At 34.6% G+C, this 20,684-nt stretch carries 18 protein-coding genes; 13 read left to right on the top strand and 5 right to left on the bottom strand.

Annotation, left to right across the window (positions count from 1 at the left end):
• Positions 1–133: 133 nt before the first annotated feature.
• The gene (locus BUC29_RS06285; protein WP_073414421.1) at positions 134–1,147 is read right to left on the bottom strand and encodes a zinc-binding alcohol dehydrogenase family protein; all 1,014 of its coding nucleotides are present in this window, start codon (positions 1,145–1,147) and stop codon (positions 134–136) included.
• A 349-nt stretch (positions 1,148–1,496) separates the two neighbouring features.
• On the opposite strand from BUC29_RS06285, the gene BUC29_RS06280 reads away from it, so the two are divergent.
• The 4 genes from BUC29_RS06280 to BUC29_RS06265 all read left to right on the top strand — a co-directional run bounded on the left by BUC29_RS06280 (position 1,497) and on the right by BUC29_RS06265 (position 4,829).
• Positions 1,497–2,057 carry a GNAT family N-acetyltransferase gene (locus BUC29_RS06280; RefSeq protein WP_073414419.1) on the top strand — a complete coding sequence of 187 codons (561 nt, stop codon included), beginning with the start codon at positions 1,497–1,499 and terminating at the stop codon, positions 2,055–2,057.
• Between the two features lie 50 nt (positions 2,058–2,107).
• Positions 2,108–2,974 (top strand): helix-turn-helix domain-containing protein, encoded by an 867-nt coding sequence (locus BUC29_RS06275; protein ID WP_073414418.1) that lies wholly within the window; start codon positions 2,108–2,110, stop codon positions 2,972–2,974.
• 82 nt (positions 2,975–3,056) lie between these two features.
• Entirely contained in the window at positions 3,057–4,106 is a 1,050-nt protein-coding gene (locus tag BUC29_RS06270) for an alpha/beta hydrolase (RefSeq protein WP_208610041.1), read from the top strand.
• 288 nt (positions 4,107–4,394) lie between these two features.
• The gene (locus BUC29_RS06265; RefSeq protein WP_073414417.1) at positions 4,395–4,829 is read left to right on the top strand and encodes a DoxX family membrane protein; all 435 of its coding nucleotides are present in this window, start codon (positions 4,395–4,397) and stop codon (positions 4,827–4,829) included.
• Positions 4,830–4,897: 68 nt separating this feature from the next.
• Here BUC29_RS06265 and BUC29_RS06260 read toward each other — a convergent pair whose 3' ends face one another.
• Both BUC29_RS06260 and BUC29_RS06255 read right to left on the bottom strand, forming a co-directional pair.
• Positions 4,898–5,290 (bottom strand): hypothetical protein, encoded by a 393-nt coding sequence (locus BUC29_RS06260; RefSeq protein WP_073414416.1) that lies wholly within the window; start codon positions 5,288–5,290, stop codon positions 4,898–4,900.
• Positions 5,291–5,375: 85 nt separating this feature from the next.
• Positions 5,376–7,298, bottom strand: a complete 1,923-nt coding sequence (locus BUC29_RS06255; RefSeq protein WP_073414921.1) for a tetratricopeptide repeat protein — start codon at positions 7,296–7,298, stop codon at positions 5,376–5,378.
• A gap of 313 nt (positions 7,299–7,611) precedes the next feature.
• Between BUC29_RS06255 and BUC29_RS06250 the strand changes: the two genes are divergently transcribed.
• The 3 genes from BUC29_RS06250 to BUC29_RS06240 all read left to right on the top strand — a co-directional run bounded on the left by BUC29_RS06250 (position 7,612) and on the right by BUC29_RS06240 (position 10,028).
• A complete protein-coding gene (locus BUC29_RS06250; RefSeq protein ID WP_073414415.1) occupies positions 7,612–8,448 on the top strand; it encodes a sulfite exporter TauE/SafE family protein in 837 nt (278 codons plus the stop codon).
• Positions 8,449–8,452: 4 nt separating this feature from the next.
• On the top strand, positions 8,453–8,842 hold the full coding sequence (locus BUC29_RS06245) for a DUF1634 domain-containing protein (protein WP_073414919.1): 390 nt from the start codon (positions 8,453–8,455) through the stop codon (positions 8,840–8,842).
• Between the two features lie 163 nt (positions 8,843–9,005).
• Positions 9,006–10,028, top strand: coding sequence for an LLM class flavin-dependent oxidoreductase (locus BUC29_RS06240; protein WP_073414414.1), 1,023 nt, complete (start codon positions 9,006–9,008; stop codon positions 10,026–10,028).
• A 156-nt stretch (positions 10,029–10,184) separates the two neighbouring features.
• Here BUC29_RS06240 and BUC29_RS06235 read toward each other — a convergent pair whose 3' ends face one another.
• Entirely contained in the window at positions 10,185–12,620 is a 2,436-nt protein-coding gene (locus BUC29_RS06235; RefSeq protein ID WP_073414413.1) for a TonB-dependent receptor, read from the bottom strand.
• A gap of 218 nt (positions 12,621–12,838) precedes the next feature.
• Between BUC29_RS06235 and BUC29_RS06230 the strand changes: the two genes are divergently transcribed.
• Positions 12,839–14,119, top strand: a complete 1,281-nt coding sequence (locus tag BUC29_RS06230; protein ID WP_073414412.1) for an acetyl-CoA C-acetyltransferase — start codon at positions 12,839–12,841, stop codon at positions 14,117–14,119.
• A 130-nt stretch (positions 14,120–14,249) separates the two neighbouring features.
• Here the strand turns inward: BUC29_RS06230 and BUC29_RS06225 are convergent, their stop codons facing one another.
• The gene (locus BUC29_RS06225) at positions 14,250–14,858 is read right to left on the bottom strand and encodes an FMN-dependent NADH-azoreductase (RefSeq protein WP_073414411.1); all 609 of its coding nucleotides are present in this window, start codon (positions 14,856–14,858) and stop codon (positions 14,250–14,252) included.
• A 107-nt stretch (positions 14,859–14,965) separates the two neighbouring features.
• Between BUC29_RS06225 and BUC29_RS06220 the strand changes: the two genes are divergently transcribed.
• The 5 genes from BUC29_RS06220 to BUC29_RS06200 all read left to right on the top strand — a co-directional run bounded on the left by BUC29_RS06220 (position 14,966) and on the right by BUC29_RS06200 (position 20,658).
• A complete protein-coding gene (locus BUC29_RS06220) occupies positions 14,966–15,337 on the top strand; it encodes a winged helix-turn-helix transcriptional regulator (RefSeq protein ID WP_073414410.1) in 372 nt (123 codons plus the stop codon).
• A 214-nt stretch (positions 15,338–15,551) separates the two neighbouring features.
• Entirely contained in the window at positions 15,552–18,461 is a 2,910-nt protein-coding gene (locus BUC29_RS06215; protein ID WP_073414409.1) for a PQQ-dependent sugar dehydrogenase, read from the top strand.
• A gap of 311 nt (positions 18,462–18,772) precedes the next feature.
• Positions 18,773–19,207, top strand: coding sequence for a DUF1810 domain-containing protein (locus BUC29_RS06210; RefSeq protein ID WP_073414408.1), 435 nt, complete (start codon positions 18,773–18,775; stop codon positions 19,205–19,207).
• A gap of 153 nt (positions 19,208–19,360) precedes the next feature.
• Positions 19,361–19,711, top strand: a complete 351-nt coding sequence (locus BUC29_RS06205) for a hypothetical protein (protein WP_073414917.1) — start codon at positions 19,361–19,363, stop codon at positions 19,709–19,711.
• A 251-nt stretch (positions 19,712–19,962) separates the two neighbouring features.
• Entirely contained in the window at positions 19,963–20,658 is a 696-nt protein-coding gene (locus BUC29_RS06200) for an ABC transporter ATP-binding protein (protein ID WP_073414407.1), read from the top strand.
• Positions 20,659–20,684: the final 26 nt, after the last annotated feature.

Genomic DNA, 20,684 nt, shown 5'->3' with positions numbered 1-20,684 from the left:
GAAACATAGGTTTTCTTTGCTGAGAAAGAGTTCTTTCGATACTTAAAGCTCTAAGTAGCTTTAACGCAAAAAAGCTTTGTCAAAGTTTAAAACTTTGACAAAGCTAACCTTCAAACATTAAATAAAGCTGTTTTTAAAACTTAATCGCAATTTTACCAATCGTTTTTCCTGATTCTAAAAGCTCGTGTGCTTTTTTAAGATTTTCAGCCGTAAGTCCTTTGTAGGTTTCTTTTAAAGTTGTTTTTAAAACACCCTCGTCTAATAAATCGGCAATTTTATTTAAAATATGATGCTGTTCGATCATATCTTCGGTTTGAAACATCGAACGCGTATACATCAATTCCCATGAAAATGAAACACTTTTACTTTTCAATTTGTTTAAAACAACAGGTTCTGCACTTCCGGTAATCGATGCAATATGTCCCTGAGGCTTAATCAATTCAGCCATAATGTCCCAATATGCATTCGTGTCAACAAAATCCAAAATAAAATCTACGTGCTCAAAACCAGCTTCTCGAACCGAAGTAACTAAATTTTTATGATCGACTACAAAATCGGCACCTTGTTTTTTGCACCATTCAATCGTTTCTGGTCTCGAAGCTGTCGCAATAACAGTTAAACCTGCGATTTTCTTTGATAGCTGAATGGCGATGGAACCAACACCTCCGGCACCTCCGATGATTAAAATTGATTTTCCTTTGTCTTTTTCGGGATTAATTCTGATTCTGTCAAACAAAATTTCCCAGGCTGTTAATCCTGTCAGCGGAATTGCCGCAGCCTCTGCATTGGTTAAGGATGTTGGTTTATTGCCTACAATTCTTTCATCAATAATTTGAAATTCGGCATTGCTTCCTTGTTTGGTCAAATCTCCGGCATAATAAACCGGATCGCCAACTTCAAACAATGTTACTTTTTCTCCAACTGCCTGCACAATTCCTACAGCATCCCATCCAATGATTTTTGGATTTTCCATAACTGTATCTTTTGCACTGCTCTGGCGAATTTTAAAATCAACCGGATTTACTGAAATGGCATCAATTTTTACTAATAAATCGTGCGCTCCGGGTATTGGTTTTGCAGTTTCAAATTCAATAAAACTGTCTTTTTCTTCTATAGGTAATGATGATTTGAATCCTATTGCTTTCATCGTTTTTTTTATTTTGATTAAATTATACTAACAAAGATACGAGTGGTTTGTTTCTTAAAACTTGTATAATTTTATTTTATATTGGTACAAATTCGGCAGTTTTGTTTAAACACATAGAAACATAGATTTTTTTATTTTTTGAAAAAGAGATATTAAAAAAAAACTCGTTTTTTCACACATAGCTTTATGTATTTTTCGATGACACCTTTGTACATAGTTTTGAACTTTGACAAAGCTTTAGACACATCGCTATGTGCATTAAAACAAGTGAAACGCCTTTACACACAAAGAAAAACTATGTTCCTATGTGTTTAAAAAACTTTAAATTTGCTAAATTAAACTTCTCAAAATGATTATCCGAAAAGCCAAAATATCCGATTCTAAACAAATTGCTCCTATATTATTACTGGCAATGGAAGATCTTATTTATAAATTTATTTCAAAAAAAGATTATGCTGCCGCAAAAGATTTGCTGGAGTATTTTGTTTCAAAAAAAGATAATCAATATTCGTATCAAAATTGTTTTGTGGCCGAAGAAAATAACGAAATCATTGGTGCAGTAAATGTCTATAACGGATCTGACATAGAATCCTTACGTCAGCCAATTGTAGAATATGTTCGAAAAAATTACAATCCGGAATTTGATCCTGAGTTTGAAACGCGCGGCGGAGAATTTTATATTGATTCATTGGGTGTAAATCCTAATCAACAAGGAAAAGGAATTGGTTCTAAATTGCTTTTATTTCTAATCGATGAATATGTGCATAAAAACAAAGAAACTTTAGGATTATTGGTTGAAGAAGATAATCCGCTGGCAAAAAACCTTTATTTAAAACTTGGTTTTAAAGTTGTTGGCGTAAAGACTTTGGTAGGAAAAAAACTTGATCATCTGCAAATAACTTCGAATTAAAATAATGGCTCTGCCAAAAAAAATAAATACAAAACCTAAAATAAACCGTAATGAATCATCAAATATTTGAATCGAATTATAAAAAACTGGGATTTTTGATTTTAAATCAGGAAACGGTTGATGAAATTAATAGTGATGATTATAAAACTTATATTAAGGTGTTGTATCTGCCAGAAGATTATGAAATCACGATTGACTTTAAACATTATAGAACGTTAAGTCCATCTTTATTTTTTATAAACAGCAATCAATATCTGCAGATAAATAAAGAAGGAAAAAAACAGGGATATTTTATGTATTATAACCGTGACTTTTATTGTGTGCAGATTCATGATGCCGAGGTTGCCTGTGATGGTTTATTATTCAATAATATTTTTGAAATGCCAATGACAACTTTACCTGAAAAAGAGGTTTTATTTGTCGAAGGGATTTTTAACCAGATTCAACAGGAATTTGATGCGCCCGATTCTTCGCAGGAAGAAATGATACGTACTTATTTGAAACAGCTTATTATTAAAGCAACCCGAATCTGGAAAATACAGCAATTGGGTGTTTTGAACGATGAACCTTCTAAAGAGATGGATTTTTTTAGAGATTTCAGCCGACTGGTCGAAATTCATTTCAGAACCAAACATACAGTTGCTGATTATGCAGATATTTTGGGACTTGCTCCAAAAACACTTTCGAATAAATTCAATCGTTTAGAACTTTCTCAGCCAAATGATATTATTAAGGATCGGATTATTCTGGAAGCAAAACGTCTTTTGGGATATTCTTCTTTAAGCGTAAAAGAGATTGCTTATCAACTCGGATATGAAGATCCGGCTTATTTTAACCGGCTTTTTACCAATAAAGTTGGCGATACTCCATCGAATTTCAAGAAAAAATACCTTCAAGGGAAAAATGTACAATTATAATAGACTTTTATCCATTTTTAGAGCTTTATAAGCGCCATATCTTTGTCCTATCAAATTATAAATAATTAAAAACACAAAAGATATGGAAACTATTAAAACACTAAAACAAAGTTTATTTATTGCAGCATTTTTGATTGTAAACACATTTGCTTCAGCACAAGAAAGACCTTATAAAGGGCAAAACGACCCGGAAATTTTTACAGAAGTGAGAGGTTTTTTAAACGCTTTAAATTCTGGAGACGGAAAACCTTTGGAACAACTATCTGTTACTGATGCACGTAACGTTTTGGTTGGTGCACAAAAATCTGTACAGGTTGATTATTCAGGAATCGAAGAATCTGAAAAAGTAATTTCTCAAAACGGATTAAAAGTAAAAATCCATATTACAAAACCTAAAGGTGCTAAATCAAATGCTCCTGTATTTATCTTTATTCACGGCGGCGGATGGGTTTTAGGAGATTATCCTACACATAGAAGACTTGTTAGAGATTTGGTTGTAGAAAGCGGTGCTGTTGCAGTTTTCCCGGACTATACACCTTCACCGGAAGCGCAATATCCTGTTGCAATTAATGAAATTTACGCTGCAACTCAATGGGTAGCCGAAAATGGAAAAGAAATTGGTGTAAACGGTAAAAACCTTGCTGTTGTAGGAAACAGTGTGGGTGGAAATATGACTGCTGCGATTACTTTAATGGCAAAAGATAAAAAAGGTCCGCACATTAAATTACAAGTTTTATTATGGCCTGTTACCGATGCTAATTTTGAAACTGAATCTTATAACCTGTATGCAAACGGACGTTTCCTGACTAAAAATATGATGAAATGGTTTTGGGATAATTACTTGCCAGACGCTTCAAAAAGAACAGAAAAATATGCTTCTCCATTACAAGCTAGTTTAGCAGAATTAAAAGACTTACCTCCTGCATTGGTTCAAACTGCCGAAAATGATGTTTTAAGAGATGAAGGTGAAGCTTACGCCAGAAAATTAAACGAAGCCGGAGTTCCCGTAACTTTGACAAGATACAACGGATTGATTCACGATTACGGACTTTTAAATCCAATTTCAAATGTTCCTGCAATTCAAACTGCAATTCAGCAAGCTGCAATTGTTATCAAAACAACATTAAAATAAGAAACAAAACCTCGATGAAAAAGGGAACAGAATTAATCTGTTCCCTTTTTTGTTTAAAATAAAAACTATTTTAAAAACTTTACTTTATAAGCTTTGAGGTCCCTCAAAACTTATACAAAAAACAAAAAATCCACAGACAAAGGTAAAGCAGGATTTAATGTTAAAAATCATTAGAAATAGTGATTTTGTAATCAATATATGACCCAAATCTAATTTTTAAACAATTTGAAGCTTAGAATGTCGTTAATAAAAAAGATTTAATCCTCAGTTAAACAAATAATACACAGAATGAAAAATATAACAACATTAGAAGCAGGTTTGGTTTTAAGAATAATTTTAGCAATTACAATGTTATCAGCAGTTGCTGACCGATTTGGACTTTGGGGAGCTCCCGGTTCAAATGGAGTTGCCTGGGGAAACTGGGAAAACTTTGTGCTTTACACGCAGACGCTTAATCCTTTTGCAGGTAAAGATTTTGCAGAAATATTGGGCGGAATTGCAACCTTTTTCGAAGTTATATTGTCTATTTTATTATTGTTTGGTTTTAAAACACGAATTGCAGCTTTGGGAACTGCTTTTTTAATGCTGCTTTTTGCTCTGGCAATGGCAATATCCGTTTCGCTAAAAGCACCTTTTGATTATTCGGTTTTAACAAGTGCGGCGGCGGCTTTACTGCTTTCTACTATTGGAAAAACTGTTTTTGCTGTAGACAACAGAATATAGAAAATAAAAAAGGGATAGAAATTAATCTATCCCTTTTTGCCCCAAAATATTTAAAAACACCATAGTACCTACAAAAGTGTTTCTACATAATTTGCAATTTGTGAATCTGTTTGAGAATTAAACGAAGACTGCACTAATTGGACGGTTAAAAACAATGTGTCATCTTTTAATTCCATTTTCACATCATCATTATTTTCAGAATTTGTAACGTGAATGGTTTTCATTTTATCTTGAAGCGCTTCTTTTCCCATATCATCAGAGCAGATTTTTTTTACGAATGATTCTACATCATCAAAAACAATGTCCAATCTCGACAAAGGATATTGATCATAAGCGGTAAAAGTATTCCAGTCAATATCTACTTTAATATCATATCCTGCTCTTTCTTTTAATTTTGCTTCAAAAACCGGAAGTTTTTCTACTTTAATCGATTCTGCCAAACGTTTCTCTGCTAATCCCATATTTAATTTAAATGATTATTATAAAGGCAAATGTATCGCTGGAATTTGACGCTCACATCACTATTTATAATGATTTTCATTTTATTTAATACTGATTTATCAAATCGATTTTGCCTTTATTGGCTAGAATTTCATTCAGAATATCAGAATCATATCCCATCATTTTGGCTCTTCGGGCCTCTTTTAAAGCTTTTGCAGGTTCTTTTAATTTATAATACATTTCTCCAAGATTGCAGACAAAAATGGGTTCTTTTGGATTTATTTCAATTGCCTTTTCAAAATAAACGATTGATTCCTGATAACGGAGTTCTCTATCTAAAATGCATCCGTAATTATTGTAAATGAGTGAATTTACAGTAGGTTCATGTTCTGTTTTAGAAAAATAATATTCTCTTTTACTGTAACAGGCTTCAAAACCTTGTGTGTACCAAAGAATTCTCGTTTCCAGAAAATACGCCGATGCAAATTCAGGATCGATTGCCAGTATTGCATTGCATTTTTTTTGTGCTTCATTGTATTTTTTGGCAAAAACCAAATCCCAGCCTTCTCTCAAAAGAGCTCTTTTCTTTTCATCTGCATTTTCCTCCAGCTGTTCTTCGTCGATTTCTTTTTTTCGGTATTCGTCAATTTCAATTTCCCAATCTGTAAAAATTAGTTTTTTATCATTTCCACTTATGGTAAAAGTCAAATCTTTTGCAGCAGCATCTTTAAAATCAAGAGAAAACAAAACCTGATTTTCTAAGCCTGCACTTAAAACTTCCTCAATTTTCTGATTCAGTTTTTGAATATTAATATGAAGCCGCATCCATGTAAGCAGACAAGAACCGCGATATACAAAAGTTATTTTTCTGGGCAGATGTCGTAAAGCCGGTTCGGCTATATCCTCTTTTTCTATTTTATAATATTTAAAATAATTGTCGGTTATTTCGAGATAATTACGTTTGTCTAAACCTGAAAATTGTAAATTCCAAACCACGAGTTTATCTTTTAATTCAAACCTTTCCTGAATGTTATTTGAGTTTTTTATTCTTTCAATTAATTGATAAAAATGTGTTTCGTTATTATAAAAATTATGACAAAGTCTATTTGCTATAATTTTTTCATACTTCTCTTGTACATTTATTTCTGTTGAATTATTATTCAAAAAGTCCAGTAAAACCAAGTCATCATTGTACAATTTGAAACCTCCGTTTTGGTAAAGATGAAGATAAATTGGCTTTGTTTTTTTTCCTCTTATATTTCCAGGTTCGTCAAGTGGATATTTCTCTTCTTCGAGTTCTAATTTATCTATCGGAAACGGAACATTGACTTTAAAATATTTATCTTCAACTATAGAAAACCAGGAAATTTCGAAACTGTCAGCATCAAAAGGAATATAAATTAAACCGGAAAAAGCTGATTGCTGTAAATGATAATACTTAGACTGCGTATCCATTTCTGCCAATTCTTCATCAGAATAAAAACAAATATTGTTTTCCAGTTTTACATCTGAAACTAATTTTTTTGAAGAATTGACGAACGCAATCGAATCTATATACATCAAAAGTTCCCTGTCGTGATAAACGCTGAAAAAAGTTTTGAAATAAGTATCGGCAAGATTTACCTGAGCATAATAATGCGAACCAAAATAATGCATATAATAAATTATTGGAGTTCCCAATAAAACTGCCAGCCAGATCGAGAAATATAATCCATTAAATACTCCAGTCTTTTGAAAGGTTACCAGCGCATAAACACCATAATCAACAAAAAGCAAAAGGGCAAAAACTAATATTACTCCAAATAAAAATTCCAAAGTGATATTGGTTTTGGATTTTCCATAATAATAAAAGAAAAAATAGCCGCACCAGGCAATTACAGCATTAAAGAACACAGCAAAACCTAATCCTAAAAAATAAAGCAGAAAATAACTAATAAGCGCTGCAGCAAATAATAATCCAACAGGAAAAAAGATTTCACCGCTAAAATAAACGGGTTCAACTCTTTTATACGAACGGTAATTTTTCATGGCAATTTTAAATCTTAAAAAAAAGCAAATGTAAAAGTTCGTTAACGCTGAGAAGTCATTAGAAATAATGATTTTCTTTTTTAATTGTAAATGGTGAATTGTGAATTGTGAATTTTCAGTCGCTATAACTTTAACAAAGTTTAAACTTTGACAAAGTTCTTGACCATCAAGACTGAAAAACTGAGACTGCGACTGAAAACTAAAAACTAATAATTCATAATTCACAATTGATAACTCAAAACATTTTTAAGGTATATTTAAGTTCCCGAACAAATATGTATTCGTAAATTAGCCTCAAACAAAATTTAATTTAATGACAGTACTTACATTTACCCTGATAATGCTTCTTGGTGCTTTTTTAGCAGGTTTTATTGGCTCATTATCAGGCTTAGGCGGCGGTATAATAATTATTCCACTTTTAACAATTATTCTTGGTGTAGATATTCATTATGCAATTGGAGCAGCTTTAGTTTCGGTAATTGCGACTTCGTCCGGTTCTGCGGCGGCTTATGTAAAAGAAGGAATTACCAATATGCGTCTGGGAATTTTTCTCGAAATCGCCACTACAATTGGAGCCGTTTGCGGTGCTTTACTTTCTACCATTGCTCCTACTTCATTCATTGCCGTTTTATTCGGACTTACCCTGATTTTCTCAGCTATAAATTCGCTTCGTAAAAAAGAAGAGCATATTGTTTTAGAATCCAGTCCATTAGCTAAAAAACTAAAGTTACAAGGAACTTATCCCACCCACGACGGGCAAGTCGTAAGCTACGGAACCAAAAATGTTATTGGCGGTTTCAGTATGATGGGAATTGCAGGAATGATGTCGGGTTTACTCGGAATTGGTTCCGGAGCTTTTAAAGTGATTGCTATGGATAATATTATGCGAATTCCATTTAAGGTTTCAACCACAACCAGTAATTTTATGATGGGCGTTACGGCAATGGCGAGTTCTGTAATTTATATTCAAAAAGGATATATCGAACCGGGGATTTGTATGCCGGTTGTTATTGGTGTTTTATTTGGAGCCATGGCCGGAGCTAAAATTTTGGTTAGAACAAATCCTAAAAAACTTAGAATATTTTTTGCATGTCTGATTTTTGTTTTGGCGGTTAATATGATTTATAATGGACTTAATGGAAAAATCTAAAGTTATGACACACGAAAAATTTGGAGAAAAAGATTTTCAAACCATTATTGGAAACTTATTACGCTACGGAGTCTGGATTTCACTTTCGGTAGCGTTTATTGGCGGAATTATTTATTTAATGCATCACGGAAATGATATTGAAGATTATTCTGTTTTTAAAGAAAATGACCGAAATATATTTGAAGTTATTGGAACCGTTATTAATGGCGTAATTTCCGGAAGTGGTGAATATTTAATTTTCTTCGGAATTATATTATTATTCCTGACACCTGTTTTCAGGGTTTTGCTTTCTCTTTTCTCATTTATGATCGAGAAAGATTATTTATATGTAATAATCACACTGATTGTTATAGGGATTATTATAACGAGTATTTCATTTGGATTTTCACATTAGAAAATTTTAGATTGTAGATTGTAGATTTTAGATTGTAGATTTTAGATTGTAGATTTTAGATTGTTAGATTTTAGATTGTAGATTTTAGATTGTGGAATTTGGAATTTGGAATTTAAAAATTGGAATTTGATATTGACATTGTCATTGAAATTTAAAAAATTTTATGGAAATAGGAATCGATAGTTTTGCTTCGGCAATGTATGGCGACAACAATACTTTGAGCAGTGTTGACGCAATGGAACAGCTGCTGCAGAGAATAGAATTTGCAGATCAGGCTGGATTGGATGTTTTCGGGATTGGGGAACATCATAAAAAAGAATTTCTGGATTCGGCAACAGCGGTAATTTTAAGTGCGGCTGCGGCAAGAACAAAAAACATTCGTTTGTCAAGTGCCGTAACAGTTTTAAGTGCTGCAGATCCTGTGAGGGTTTATCAAAGTTTTGCAACATTAGATTTAATTTCGAAAGGAAGAACCGAAATTGTCGTCGGACGCGGATCTGCAATTGAAGCTTATCCTCTTTTTGGTTATGATCTTAAAGATTATGATGGACTTTTTAAGGAAAAACTCGAATTGCTTTTGCAAATTAGAGATAATGAATTTATAACCTGGTACGGAAAATTCCGTCCTGAACTGAATAATCTTCCGGTTTATCCAAGAGCATTGCAGGAAAAAATGCCGATTTGGCTTGGCGTTGGAGGAACTCCGGAATCTTTTATCAGAGCCGGAAGTTTAGGTTTGCCATTAATGGTTGCTATTATTGGAGGACAGACACATCGTTTCAGACCATTAATTGATTTGTATCGTGAGGCTGGTGAAGCCGCAGGTTTTAAACCACACGAATTAAAAGTTGGGCTGCATTCACCCGGATATGTTTCGAATACAACCGAAAAAGCAATTGATGAATACTATCCAGGTTATGCCGAATTGTGGACAAAATTAGGATATGAGAGAGGCTGGCCTCCGGTAACAAGAGGTAAATTTGACGGATTAATAGACGACTTGGGTGTTTTAATTGTGGGAAGTCCGGAAAGAGCCGCAGAGAAAATTCTGCGTCACAGCGAAGCACTTGGCGGTGTTGAAAGATTCACTTTTCAGATGGACAATGCCGGATTAACACATTTACAATTAATGAATGCCATAGAACTGATCGGAACAAAACTAATTCCTTTGGTTAAGAAGGGATAATATTTGCGGTTTTGGGCCACAGAATATACAGATAAAACGGATTTACGCTGACTTATTAAAATAAACCTGTGTAAATCCGTTTTTATTTGTTAAATCAGAGGGCAAATCCTCAAAAACCTTTTACCCTCTGCCTCTCTGGACCTTTGAACCTAAAAATTAGAACAATTTATAAGTAACTCCAATTCTAAAGTTAATGGGCTGTTCTGTCTGCCAGTAATAAGCATTTAACCAGCTGTAGAATGAACCGCTGTAAAGATATTTATCTAAGATGTTAAATACGTTTCCTGTAATTTTAAATTTCCCGGTTTCATAAGATAAACCTCCATCAAGTCTGAAATAATCAGGAAGTCTTTCTAAACCTGCACTCCAGGTATCTGTTTGACGTCCTGCAAGGAAAGAACCTCCTATAGAAGCACCAAAACCTTTAAGAACGCCGCCCTGAACGGTGTAATTTAACCATGCATTTGCTGTATGTTTTGCATAGCCCGGAACAACAGAACCTGCTGTAATACTTGGCACATTAGAATTAAGAACAATCGATTCTGTAAAAGCATAGTTTGCAATAAGGTTAAGCCCATCCAATAATTTTCCTCTTACGTCAAATTCAATACCTTCTGCTCTTTTCTCACCCAAAACGACACTGTATTGCTGCCCAGGCGTATTTGTTGGATCAGATGTAAGTTCGTTTTTCTTTAAAATTCTGTATGCTGCCAAAGTCGTACTCCAAGATCCGTCAAACCAGTCTCTTTTAATACCCACTTCAAAGTTATTTCCGGTAAGAGGTTTTACTTTATCACCGTTTTTGATAATACCTGCCTGAGGTGTAAAAGCCTGATCATATAATCCATAAACTGATGTAGCATCATCAATAGAAACACTTAAACCAACACGCGGCGTAATATGACTATCTGAAATTGGTGCTCCGCCCCAGCTTGCCTGACTAATCCAGGTATATCTTCCTGCAAGAGTAAGTCTCACCTTGTTTTGGAAAAACCCAATCTCATCCTGAATATATCCTGCGGCATATTCTGAACTCATTAACCCACCAGCATTTTTAGCTCTTACTGAAAGCGGGGTTTCATGATCAAAATTTGGCAGTCCGTTTGCCGGCGTGCCATAATTTGGGTTATATACATTAAACGGATTATCAACGGTATCAAGATCATGCGACTGCCCCCAATCTGCCATGTAATCTTTGCTTCCTAAATCTACTCCTCCTAATACCTTGTGAGAAACAGAACCGGTATTGAATTTTCCGTTTAAAAAAATCTGTCCTAAATACATATTACTTTCTGCATCCCAGATGCCAACATTTCTAATAATATCTCCATTTCCTATAGAAACATCCGGAACATTATCTCCATTTGTGTCTATATCTGCCGGCCCAACTAAACTCGGCCAGGAACTGTAACCCTGCTGAATATATTTAAAGTAAGAAGTCTGAGCAGTAAGTTTCCAGTTATCATCAAATTTATGTTCGAGAGTAAGATAACCACTGTGATCCTGAATATTCGTATCAGGCAATCCCGGCTGTGTCATTGTAAATCCTACTGGAAGTGTTCCGTATCCGCCAGAAGTAGGACCAAAAATATAATAAGAACCAACTTCAGTCATATTTGCATATTGAAAATTATATTCGGCAGTAATTTTTGTTTTGTCATCAATTTGATATGAAATTACAGGAGCCAGTACATAACGGTTATTGTGTTCAAAAGCGCGGTGAGAACCTTTGTTTTGAGCTGCTCCGTTAAATCTGTATAATAATTTACCTTTTTTATCTAATTTTCCGTCAAGATCTAGATTTACTCTGTAAAAATCATAGCTTCCGCCAATAGCCGTTACTTCAGCTTTAGTAATACCGGTTGGTTTTTTAGTAACCACATTATACAGTCCGCTTGGATCTCCGCTCGAAAGCATAAATCCTGCCGGGCCTTTTACAAATTCGATATGATCTACAAAACTCATATCTTCTGTTAGCGGTCCCCAGAAAGAAGACACAACGTTAAATCCGTTACGGAAAGCCTGAATCTGCGAACCGCGCATTGTAATATTGGTATATAAATCGCCCCAGTGTTCTAAACGCACGGCACCGCTCACATTACGAATAACCCCGTCACTCATACTAGTAATCTGTTGGTCTTTTAAAGTCTGACCGCTTACAATTTGTACGTTTTGCGGAATCTCTAAAACAGGAGTCTGTAAACGCAGTGACAATGAAGGTTTGTCTTGTTTGTATTTGTTCTTTGTAATAACCACTTCATCAAGATCTTCCTGACTTTCAGAAAGTGCAAAGTTTTTAGTTGTTGTTTGTTTTGCCGTAACAACAATTGTATTTTCTACTGCGTGAATTTCAACCGCACGAATACTAATTGTATAAGAACCCGGTTTAACATTTTTAATTTCATAATAACCGTTGTCGTTTGTAATAGCCGAATATCTTGTTCCTTTAAGGATTACAGAAACACCTGGAACGGGCTCGTCTCCGCTTAAAGAAATTTTTCCGCTTACTTTTCCTAGCTCCTGACTCATTGCATTTAGTGAAGTCAAAAGAATTATAAAAAAGCTGATTTTCTTAATGATATTTATACTCATTTTGGTAAGATTTTAAGTTTTATTTGGCAAAAGTATATGCTAATACTGGGTTTTCCAAATTATTTTTAATTATTCTAAATAAATATAAAATAATAAACTGATTTAGTGATATTTTTACACTTAAAACTTTTTAAATTCTGGGAGAAAACAAATTATTGAGGAAGTATACCTATCTTTAATCCACAAAATAAATTCCAGAACAACAAAAACATAAACCAATGGATACTACAAAAACTGTTAGAAAAGTTGCTATTGTGGGTTATAACCGAATTCCGTTTGCAAGAGCCAATACCGCTTACGCAGAAGTTGGAAATCAGCAAATGATGACCGCAGCCTTAAACGGCCTTATTGATAAATATAATTTAAAAGGTGAATTATTAGGTGAAGTTGCCGGAGGTGCCGTAATAAAACATTCATATGATATGAACCTTATAAGAGAATGTGTTATGAAAACCTCGCTCGATCCCGCTACTCCTGCCTGCGATTTACAGCAGGCTTGCGATACCGGAATTGAAAGTGCTGTTTATATTGCCAATAAAATTGCATTGGGTCAAATCGAGTCTGGTATTGCCGGCGGAGTTGATTCGATAAGTGATATGCCGATTGCGGTAAGCGAAAAACTAAGAAAAACGCTGCTCAAAGCCAGACAGGCAAAATCATTAGGAGAAAAAATAAAAACGTTTTTAAAACTTCGTCCAAAAGATTTTTCGCCATTAGTTCCAAGAAATGAAGAATCTCAAACCGGACTTTCGATGGGCGGGCATACTGAAATTACGGCAAAATATTATAAAATTTCCAGAGAAGACCAGGACAATCTGGCGCTTAAAAGTCATTTAAATATGGCAAAGGCTTATGAAGAAGGTTTCTTTGATGATATGATTACGCCTTTTAACGGACTTGATACCGATAATAATCTTAGAAAAGACAGCAGCATCGAAAAACTGGCTAAATTAAAACCGGCATTTGATAAAGTAAACGGAACTTTAACTGCAGGAAATTCGACACCTTTAACAGACGGTGCATCGTGTATACTTTTGGCCAGCGAAGAATGGGCAAAAGAACGTGGACTTCCGATTTTGGCTTATATTACTTTTGCAGAAATTGCAGCGATCGAATATGTAAAAAACCAGCAGAATCTTTTATTAGCTCCCTTATTTGCTGCTAGCAGAATGCTTGAAAAAGCAGGATTAAATCTTCAGGATTTTGATTATTACGAAATTCATGAAGCCTTTGCAGCTCAGGTTTTGGCAACTTTAAAAATTTGGGAAAGCCCTGAACTAAGTGCCGAATTAGGTTTAAAGAAACCTCTTGGTGCAATCGACAGAGAAAAATTAAATGTAAAAGGCAGCAGTCTGGCTGCCGCGCATCCTTTTGCCGCAACTGGAGGAAGAATTATTGACGTTATGGCCAAACTATTAAACCAAAAAGGTTCCGGAAGAGGATTTGTTTCTATTTGTGCAGCTGGCGGACAAGGTGTTACAATGATTATTGAGAAATAATATAACTACAATTAACTTTGTCAAAGTTTAAAACTTTGACAAAGATTTTAAAATCTAACCGATACAACAAACCCGACAGGTTTTAAAAACCTGTCGGGTTTACTTTTTTAAAACATAATTTTAAAGAAAATTAAAACGCAAATTCCTCAACAGAAGATAACGCTTTTGGCAGCGCATTTGCAGCAAAATCAGGAATTGCTGTTCCTTCAACACGGAAAGTCGTAACATCAGTCATTCCTAAAAAACCTAAAACTGTTCGTAAATACGATTCTGAGAAATCATAACTTTTGTACGGTCCTTCAGAGAATATAGCTCCTGAAGCAATTGACAAGTATACTTTTTTATCTGTTACCAAACCTTTTGCTCCTTCTGGACTATAACTAAAAGTCTTTCCTGCTCTGGCAACCTGATCGATCCATCCTTTTAAAACTGCCGGAATTCCAAAATTATACAAAGGCACACCAATGACAATAATATCCGATTCTAATAAGTTTTTTATAGCTTCATCAGAATATTTTAATGCTTCTTTTTGTTCTGGTGTATGCGCTTCTACAGGTGTGTACACAGCATTAATATGTGAACCTGTCAGGTAAGGCAAAGGTGTTTTTGTTAAGTCAAGTGTATTTATTTCTGTTTCTGTTTGTGATGCTAATTTTTCGATAATAGCGTTTGATAATTGGTTGCTAAACGAAGTATCTCCATTTGTACTGGTAATTATGCGCAGAATTTTTTGGCTCATGATTTAAATTATTTGTTTTACTATACAAACTTATTTACATTTGCTATCTCTTTTATAGTACTATCCTCAAGGATAGCGCTATCCTTGAGGATAGTAACATTTTAAGTATGAAAACAAAAAGTGAGATAACAAAAGAAATGTGCTGTGAACCAGAAGAATGCCTGGCAGCTTTATTACCTGTAAGAGATGCTTTAGAAGTTTTAAGCGGCAGATGGAAACTCCCTATTTTGATTGCTTTATCAAACAGACCAAAACGATTTAAAGAGATTTCTAAAGATATAAATGGAATTACAGATAAAATGCTTTCAAAAGAGCTTAAAGATCTGGAAATAAACAAATTGATCACCAGAACTGTTTATGATACATTTCCTCCAACAGTTGAATATGCCAGAACAGAGCACAGCCATACCTTATATAATGTAATAGGTGCATTAAATGAATGGGGAACTTTACACCGAAAAGAAATTATAGGAAAATAGAATATTTACAAAGATTTAAAACTGTTTTTAGAAAATCTTCTAATCAATTTCATCTTATAATCGTTGGATTAAAACCTTTGCGCCTCTGCTCCCTTTATAACTTTGCTCCTTAAAACTCCTCAATCGTTATCGTAAAGAAATTTTACTAAACATTCTCATTAGACAGAAAAAGATTAAATTTGGTTACCCAAACCACTAATAATTCTGAATAATTATGAGAAAAAATCTACAATTTAATATTAAAAAACGATTTTTAGGTTTATTGCTTATTTTCGTTTTATTGTTTTCATCACAATCCTATTCTCAATACATAACACAAAACCTCGCTCCTACTGCTGTTATTAAAGAAGGACTTGCTTTAGAACAATCTTCAGACGGAAGAATTTTCATAGCAGAAAGAGGCGGAATTGTAAAGGTATTTCAAAATAATGCCGTTTCGACAGTTTTTACTGTTACAACCGTAACCGATAACGAGCAAGGTTTACTTGGATTAACACTTCATCCCGATTTTGCAGTAAACGGCTATATTTATGTTTTTTATTCTATAAATGATGGTGTTATCAGACATAGAATTGAAAGGATTAAAATTGACAATAACAACCAGGTTGTGAGCCGACAGGAAATTTTACTTCTTGAACCTATCGGTGGAGGTTTTCATAACGGAGGTGATTTAAAATTCTTTAATGGCTTTTTGTATGTAACCGTTGGGGATAGTCAGCAGAATACTAATTCGCAAAATTTAGATACTTATAAAGGGAAAATCCTTCGTCTTACAGAAGACGGACTTCCTGCGCCCGGAAATCCATTTTACGGAAGCGGTTCTTTACAAAGACAAAGTATCTGGGTTTACGGTTTTAGAAATCCATGGAGATTAGTAGCCAATCCTGTTGCCAATAAATTATTTGTTCTTGATGTTGGAACTTCATGGGAAGAAATAAACGAAATCAGTAATCCGGCTATACGCAACTATGCCTGGGGGCATCCCGATGGTGGCGACGGAAAACAAACCGAAACGAATTTATTTACCAATCCTATATTTACATACGCAACCGGAAGTATCGGAAACGCCTTAACAAATGGTGTACTCTATAATCCGGCCATTTCGCGTTATCCAAATATGCAGGGCAGATTTATTATTAAAGATTTTGTGCGCAATGCCATTCGATGGTTTGACCCAAATATTGCCGATCCAGTTTCAACAGAATTTTATTCGGCGCCACAACAACAGGCATTGGGTATGATGTTAGGAAACGACGGTTATATTTATTATTGTGCTTATGGAAATAACGGTGCTTTAATTAAATTAGATTATATCGAGACCGCCGCACCAACTATTGTAAACCAGCCTCTTTCGCAAACTATAATGGAAACCGATCCGGTAACTTTTACAGTTTCTGCAAGTGGTGTAGGATTAACATATCAATGGCAGTTTAACAATGTAGATATTAATGGAGCAACGGGAACAAGTTATACTATTCCAAGTGTAACCAATGCAAATGCAGGAGCTTACAGAGTTATTGTAACTAATTCAGCAGGAAATGTAACCAGTAATCCCGCAACATTAACGGTAACTCCTTTTAGTAATAAACCAACTGTATCTATTGTTTCTCCGCTTCCATCTTTAAAATGGAATGCTGATGATGTTGTTCATTTTGAAGCTACAGCTTCCGACGTTGAAGACGGAACTTTACCGGCAAGTGCATTTTCGTGGAGTATTGATCTTTTTCACGAAGATATTCCTGGAGCGGGACATTCGCATCCCGGAGCAAGTCCACAAGGTGTAAAATCAGGAGATTTCACAGCTTCAAACCAAGGTGAAAAAACACCAAACGTTTGGTATAGATTTACTGTAAAAGTAACAGACAGCAACGGTTTAACGGCTACAACTTTTGTTGATATCAAACCAAATTTAGTCGATGTTACAGCTACAAGTTCTCCGGTTCCGCTTAAATTAGAATTCAACCAAAAAGCTGTTACTGCGCCTTCAACCAAACAAGTTGTGGCCAATGCAGCTTTGCAAACCTTAAACGCACCAACACCTCAATATATCGACAACAAACGTTATGATTTTGACCATTGGAGCCAGGGCGGAGCAGCAAATCAAACCTTTAAGGCACCAGCTGCAGGAACCATAAGCTACACAGCATTTTATACCGAAACCGTGCTTCAAAATGCTCCTTATCAAGGCTTGATTGCTCAAATTCCGGGAGTTATTGAAGCAGAAAATTATGATGTTGGACCAGGTGCCTATCTGGATAAAAACGGCGGCGGCGATACCGCTTACAGAGCCGGAGACGGTGTTGGAACGGAAGCTTGCAGCGAAGGTGGATTTAATCTCGCTTATGTAGCCAAAGATGAATGGCTAAAATATACGGCTAAAGTAAATACAACCGGAAATTATACAATTAATTTAAGAATTTCAACGCCTTATAATACTAGAAAATTACATCTTGAAGTTGATGGCGTAAACGTAACCGGAATTCTTGATATTCCAAACACAGGAGGTTTTCAGGCTTGGCAGACCGTTGCTGTACCAAATATTGCATTAACGCAGGGCGATCACGTTATCACTTTATATTTTGATGAAAACGACATCAACGTAAATAAAATGGAGTTTGTCTTAAGCGGAGCAGCTGCCCCAGTTGCTGATTTTGAATATACACCACAAATGGGATGCGTAAATGAGCCTGTTACTTTTACATCGGTTTCTACTGGCACAATCAACACCTATACATGGAATTTTGGAGAAGGCGCGCAGCCTGCAACCGCAACCGGTATTGGACCACACACAGTAACATTTTCTACAGAGGGAGATAAAGAAGTTTCGCTTACCGTAACCAATTCAGCAGGAAACAACACAAAAGATGTCACTTTTATGGTTCACGATTGTCATCTTGGTGTCGAAAATCCAAATGCTGAATCAAATAAAGTTGTAGTATATCCAAATCCTTCAAAAGGAGTTTTTCATTTGTCTAAAGAATTAGAATGGACAGTATTTTCTGTTTCAGGAAGTAAAATTAAACAAGGCAAAGGAAATGTAATTTCAATCTCAGATCAGGCGGCGGGAATTTATTTTGTAAAAACAAATGCAGCCAGTAAAGCAATTCAGATAAATAAACAATAATTTTATTTATAAAATAATCTTAATAAGCCCGGCAGGATTAAAATCTGCCGGGCTTTACTTTTTATTTCTCTTTATTTCAAACAAAAGACTCAGATCTGAAAACAGATTCTATTAATCATTTCGGATTTACTAAATGAATCTGAATTTCTTATTTCCTGATTTTGCAGGTAAATTTTTACGGCAATTTTTTCAACAGCTTTTGTTTGTAATATTTCAAAAAAATAGCAGTAAAAAAAGGATTTAGTAATGTACAGCTAAACATATTTTTATTAGATTTATGACCTGATACCCCCAAATCAATAACGTAAATAATGGCTTACAACAATAAAGAATTACTTCGTTTTTTAGATGCGCAAAATAAATTATATCTAACTGCGCTTGAAGAAATTAAAAAAGGTAAAAAAGAATCTCCTTGGATGTGGTTTATTTTTCCGCAGATAAAAGGAATGGGTTCAAGTGATACATCAAAATTCTACGAAATTAAGAATGCCGACGAAGCAATTGCTTTTCTTGAGCATCCAATTTTAGGAAAACACCTTATTGAAATTACCGGAGAACTAGTCAAAAAAGAAGAACAGGACGTTGCAGATATTTTTGGAACACCTGATGTTGAAAATCTACAGTCATGCATGACATTGTTTGCAAGTATTCAGAATACGGAACCTGTTTTTCAGGAAGTTTTGCATAAATATTTCGACGGATCGTCTGATTTTCATACACTGCAACTTTTGTACAATAATCTTTAAAACCCTTATATTCATACGGTTTACAATATTTTGGTCAAAAATATAAAGCCGAAATTTGTGCATTTATAAATAAGATATTTATATTTGCAACAGTGTTGCGTTTATTTGTGTGATATTAAAGCATTTAAATATTTCGGACAGAAATACCACGGAATGAAAAAGAAAATTGTAGTTGTAAATTTCTTTATGTCTTTTACAGTATTGTTCGCCATGCTGTTTCAGACTGTTCACTCCTACGAACATATCTTAAAGCAGGCTTCAGAGATACACTGTGAGCATAAATATACAGCCGGGCAAAAACAAATCACTCACAGCCATTCTGTCGACGCCAATTGTCATATTTGTCATTTTGCCTTTAGTACTTTTATTCCGAATTCTTTTCAGGCAGTATCATTTCATAAAATAACTGTCGAAACCTCTTATAAATTCTTTTATTCGAAGGTTTATACTGCATTTTTCAAAGGAAGTTTATTTGCACTCCGCGCACCTCCTCCATTTATTTAATTTACTGCATTTACATTAAAAAAATAAAATAACTTTTTACATGTTTTCTAAAAAAATATGTAAAAAGAAATTCTGTTTTTACAGCTGTTTTTGATTTGTTCTTTTGAATTAAGCCAAAACAACCCCTTAATTTTCTGCAGTAAAATTTCTTCTCTATTTACTAAAAAGCAGTCCTATACCCTCTTTTACCAATCTGTAAAAGTCCGGGATTTCTATATCTGTTAAATAATTTATACAAATACATAAAAACAATGCTTACAGCAAAAAATCTGACCAAAAAATACGGTGATCATACCGCTTTGAATGCTTTAAACCTAACTATAAAAGAAGGTGAAATTTTTGCTCTTCTGGGACAAAACGGAGCCGGAAAAACCACAACAATAAATCTCTTTTTAGGCTTTGTTGAACCTACATCGGGAGAATTAGAAATTAATAATATTTCGGTTACCCAAAACAATCAGGAAACCAAAAAGTATGTGGCATATATCCCCGAAACCGTAATGTTATATCCTAATTTAAGCGGTTTAGAGAACCTTAAATTCTTTTCGTCTTTGGCTGGATTTAAATATTCTGCAGGAGAACTGACTTATTTCTTAAATAAAGCCGGGTTGCAGGCCAAAGCACATGAACAGAATTTAGAAGGCTATTCTAAAGGAATGCGCCAAAAAGTGGGAATTGCCATTGCGATTGCAAAAAAGGCAAAAGTATTATTGTTAGACGAACCTACGAGTGGTCTGGATCCTAAAGCTTCCAACGAATTTTCTCAGATATTAAAAGAACTTTCTGCAGATGGAACCGCAATTTTAATGGCTACGCACGACATTTTCAGAGCCCGGGAAGTTGCTTCTCATATTGGCATTATGAAGCAAGGAAATTTAGTCACGGTTATCGAAGCTGATAAAATATCTGCCCACGAACTCGAAAATCTCTATTTACAAACTGTTTAAAAGGAAAGAAAATTTCCATCTGTCTT

This window comes from Flavobacterium defluvii, assembly GCF_900129555.1.
In the GTDB taxonomy this organism is placed as follows: Bacteria; Bacteroidota; Bacteroidia; order Flavobacteriales; family Flavobacteriaceae; genus Flavobacterium; species Flavobacterium defluvii.
The sequence above is the reverse complement of the archived record's forward strand: the minus strand, read 5'-3'. Positions and strand labels throughout refer to the sequence as shown.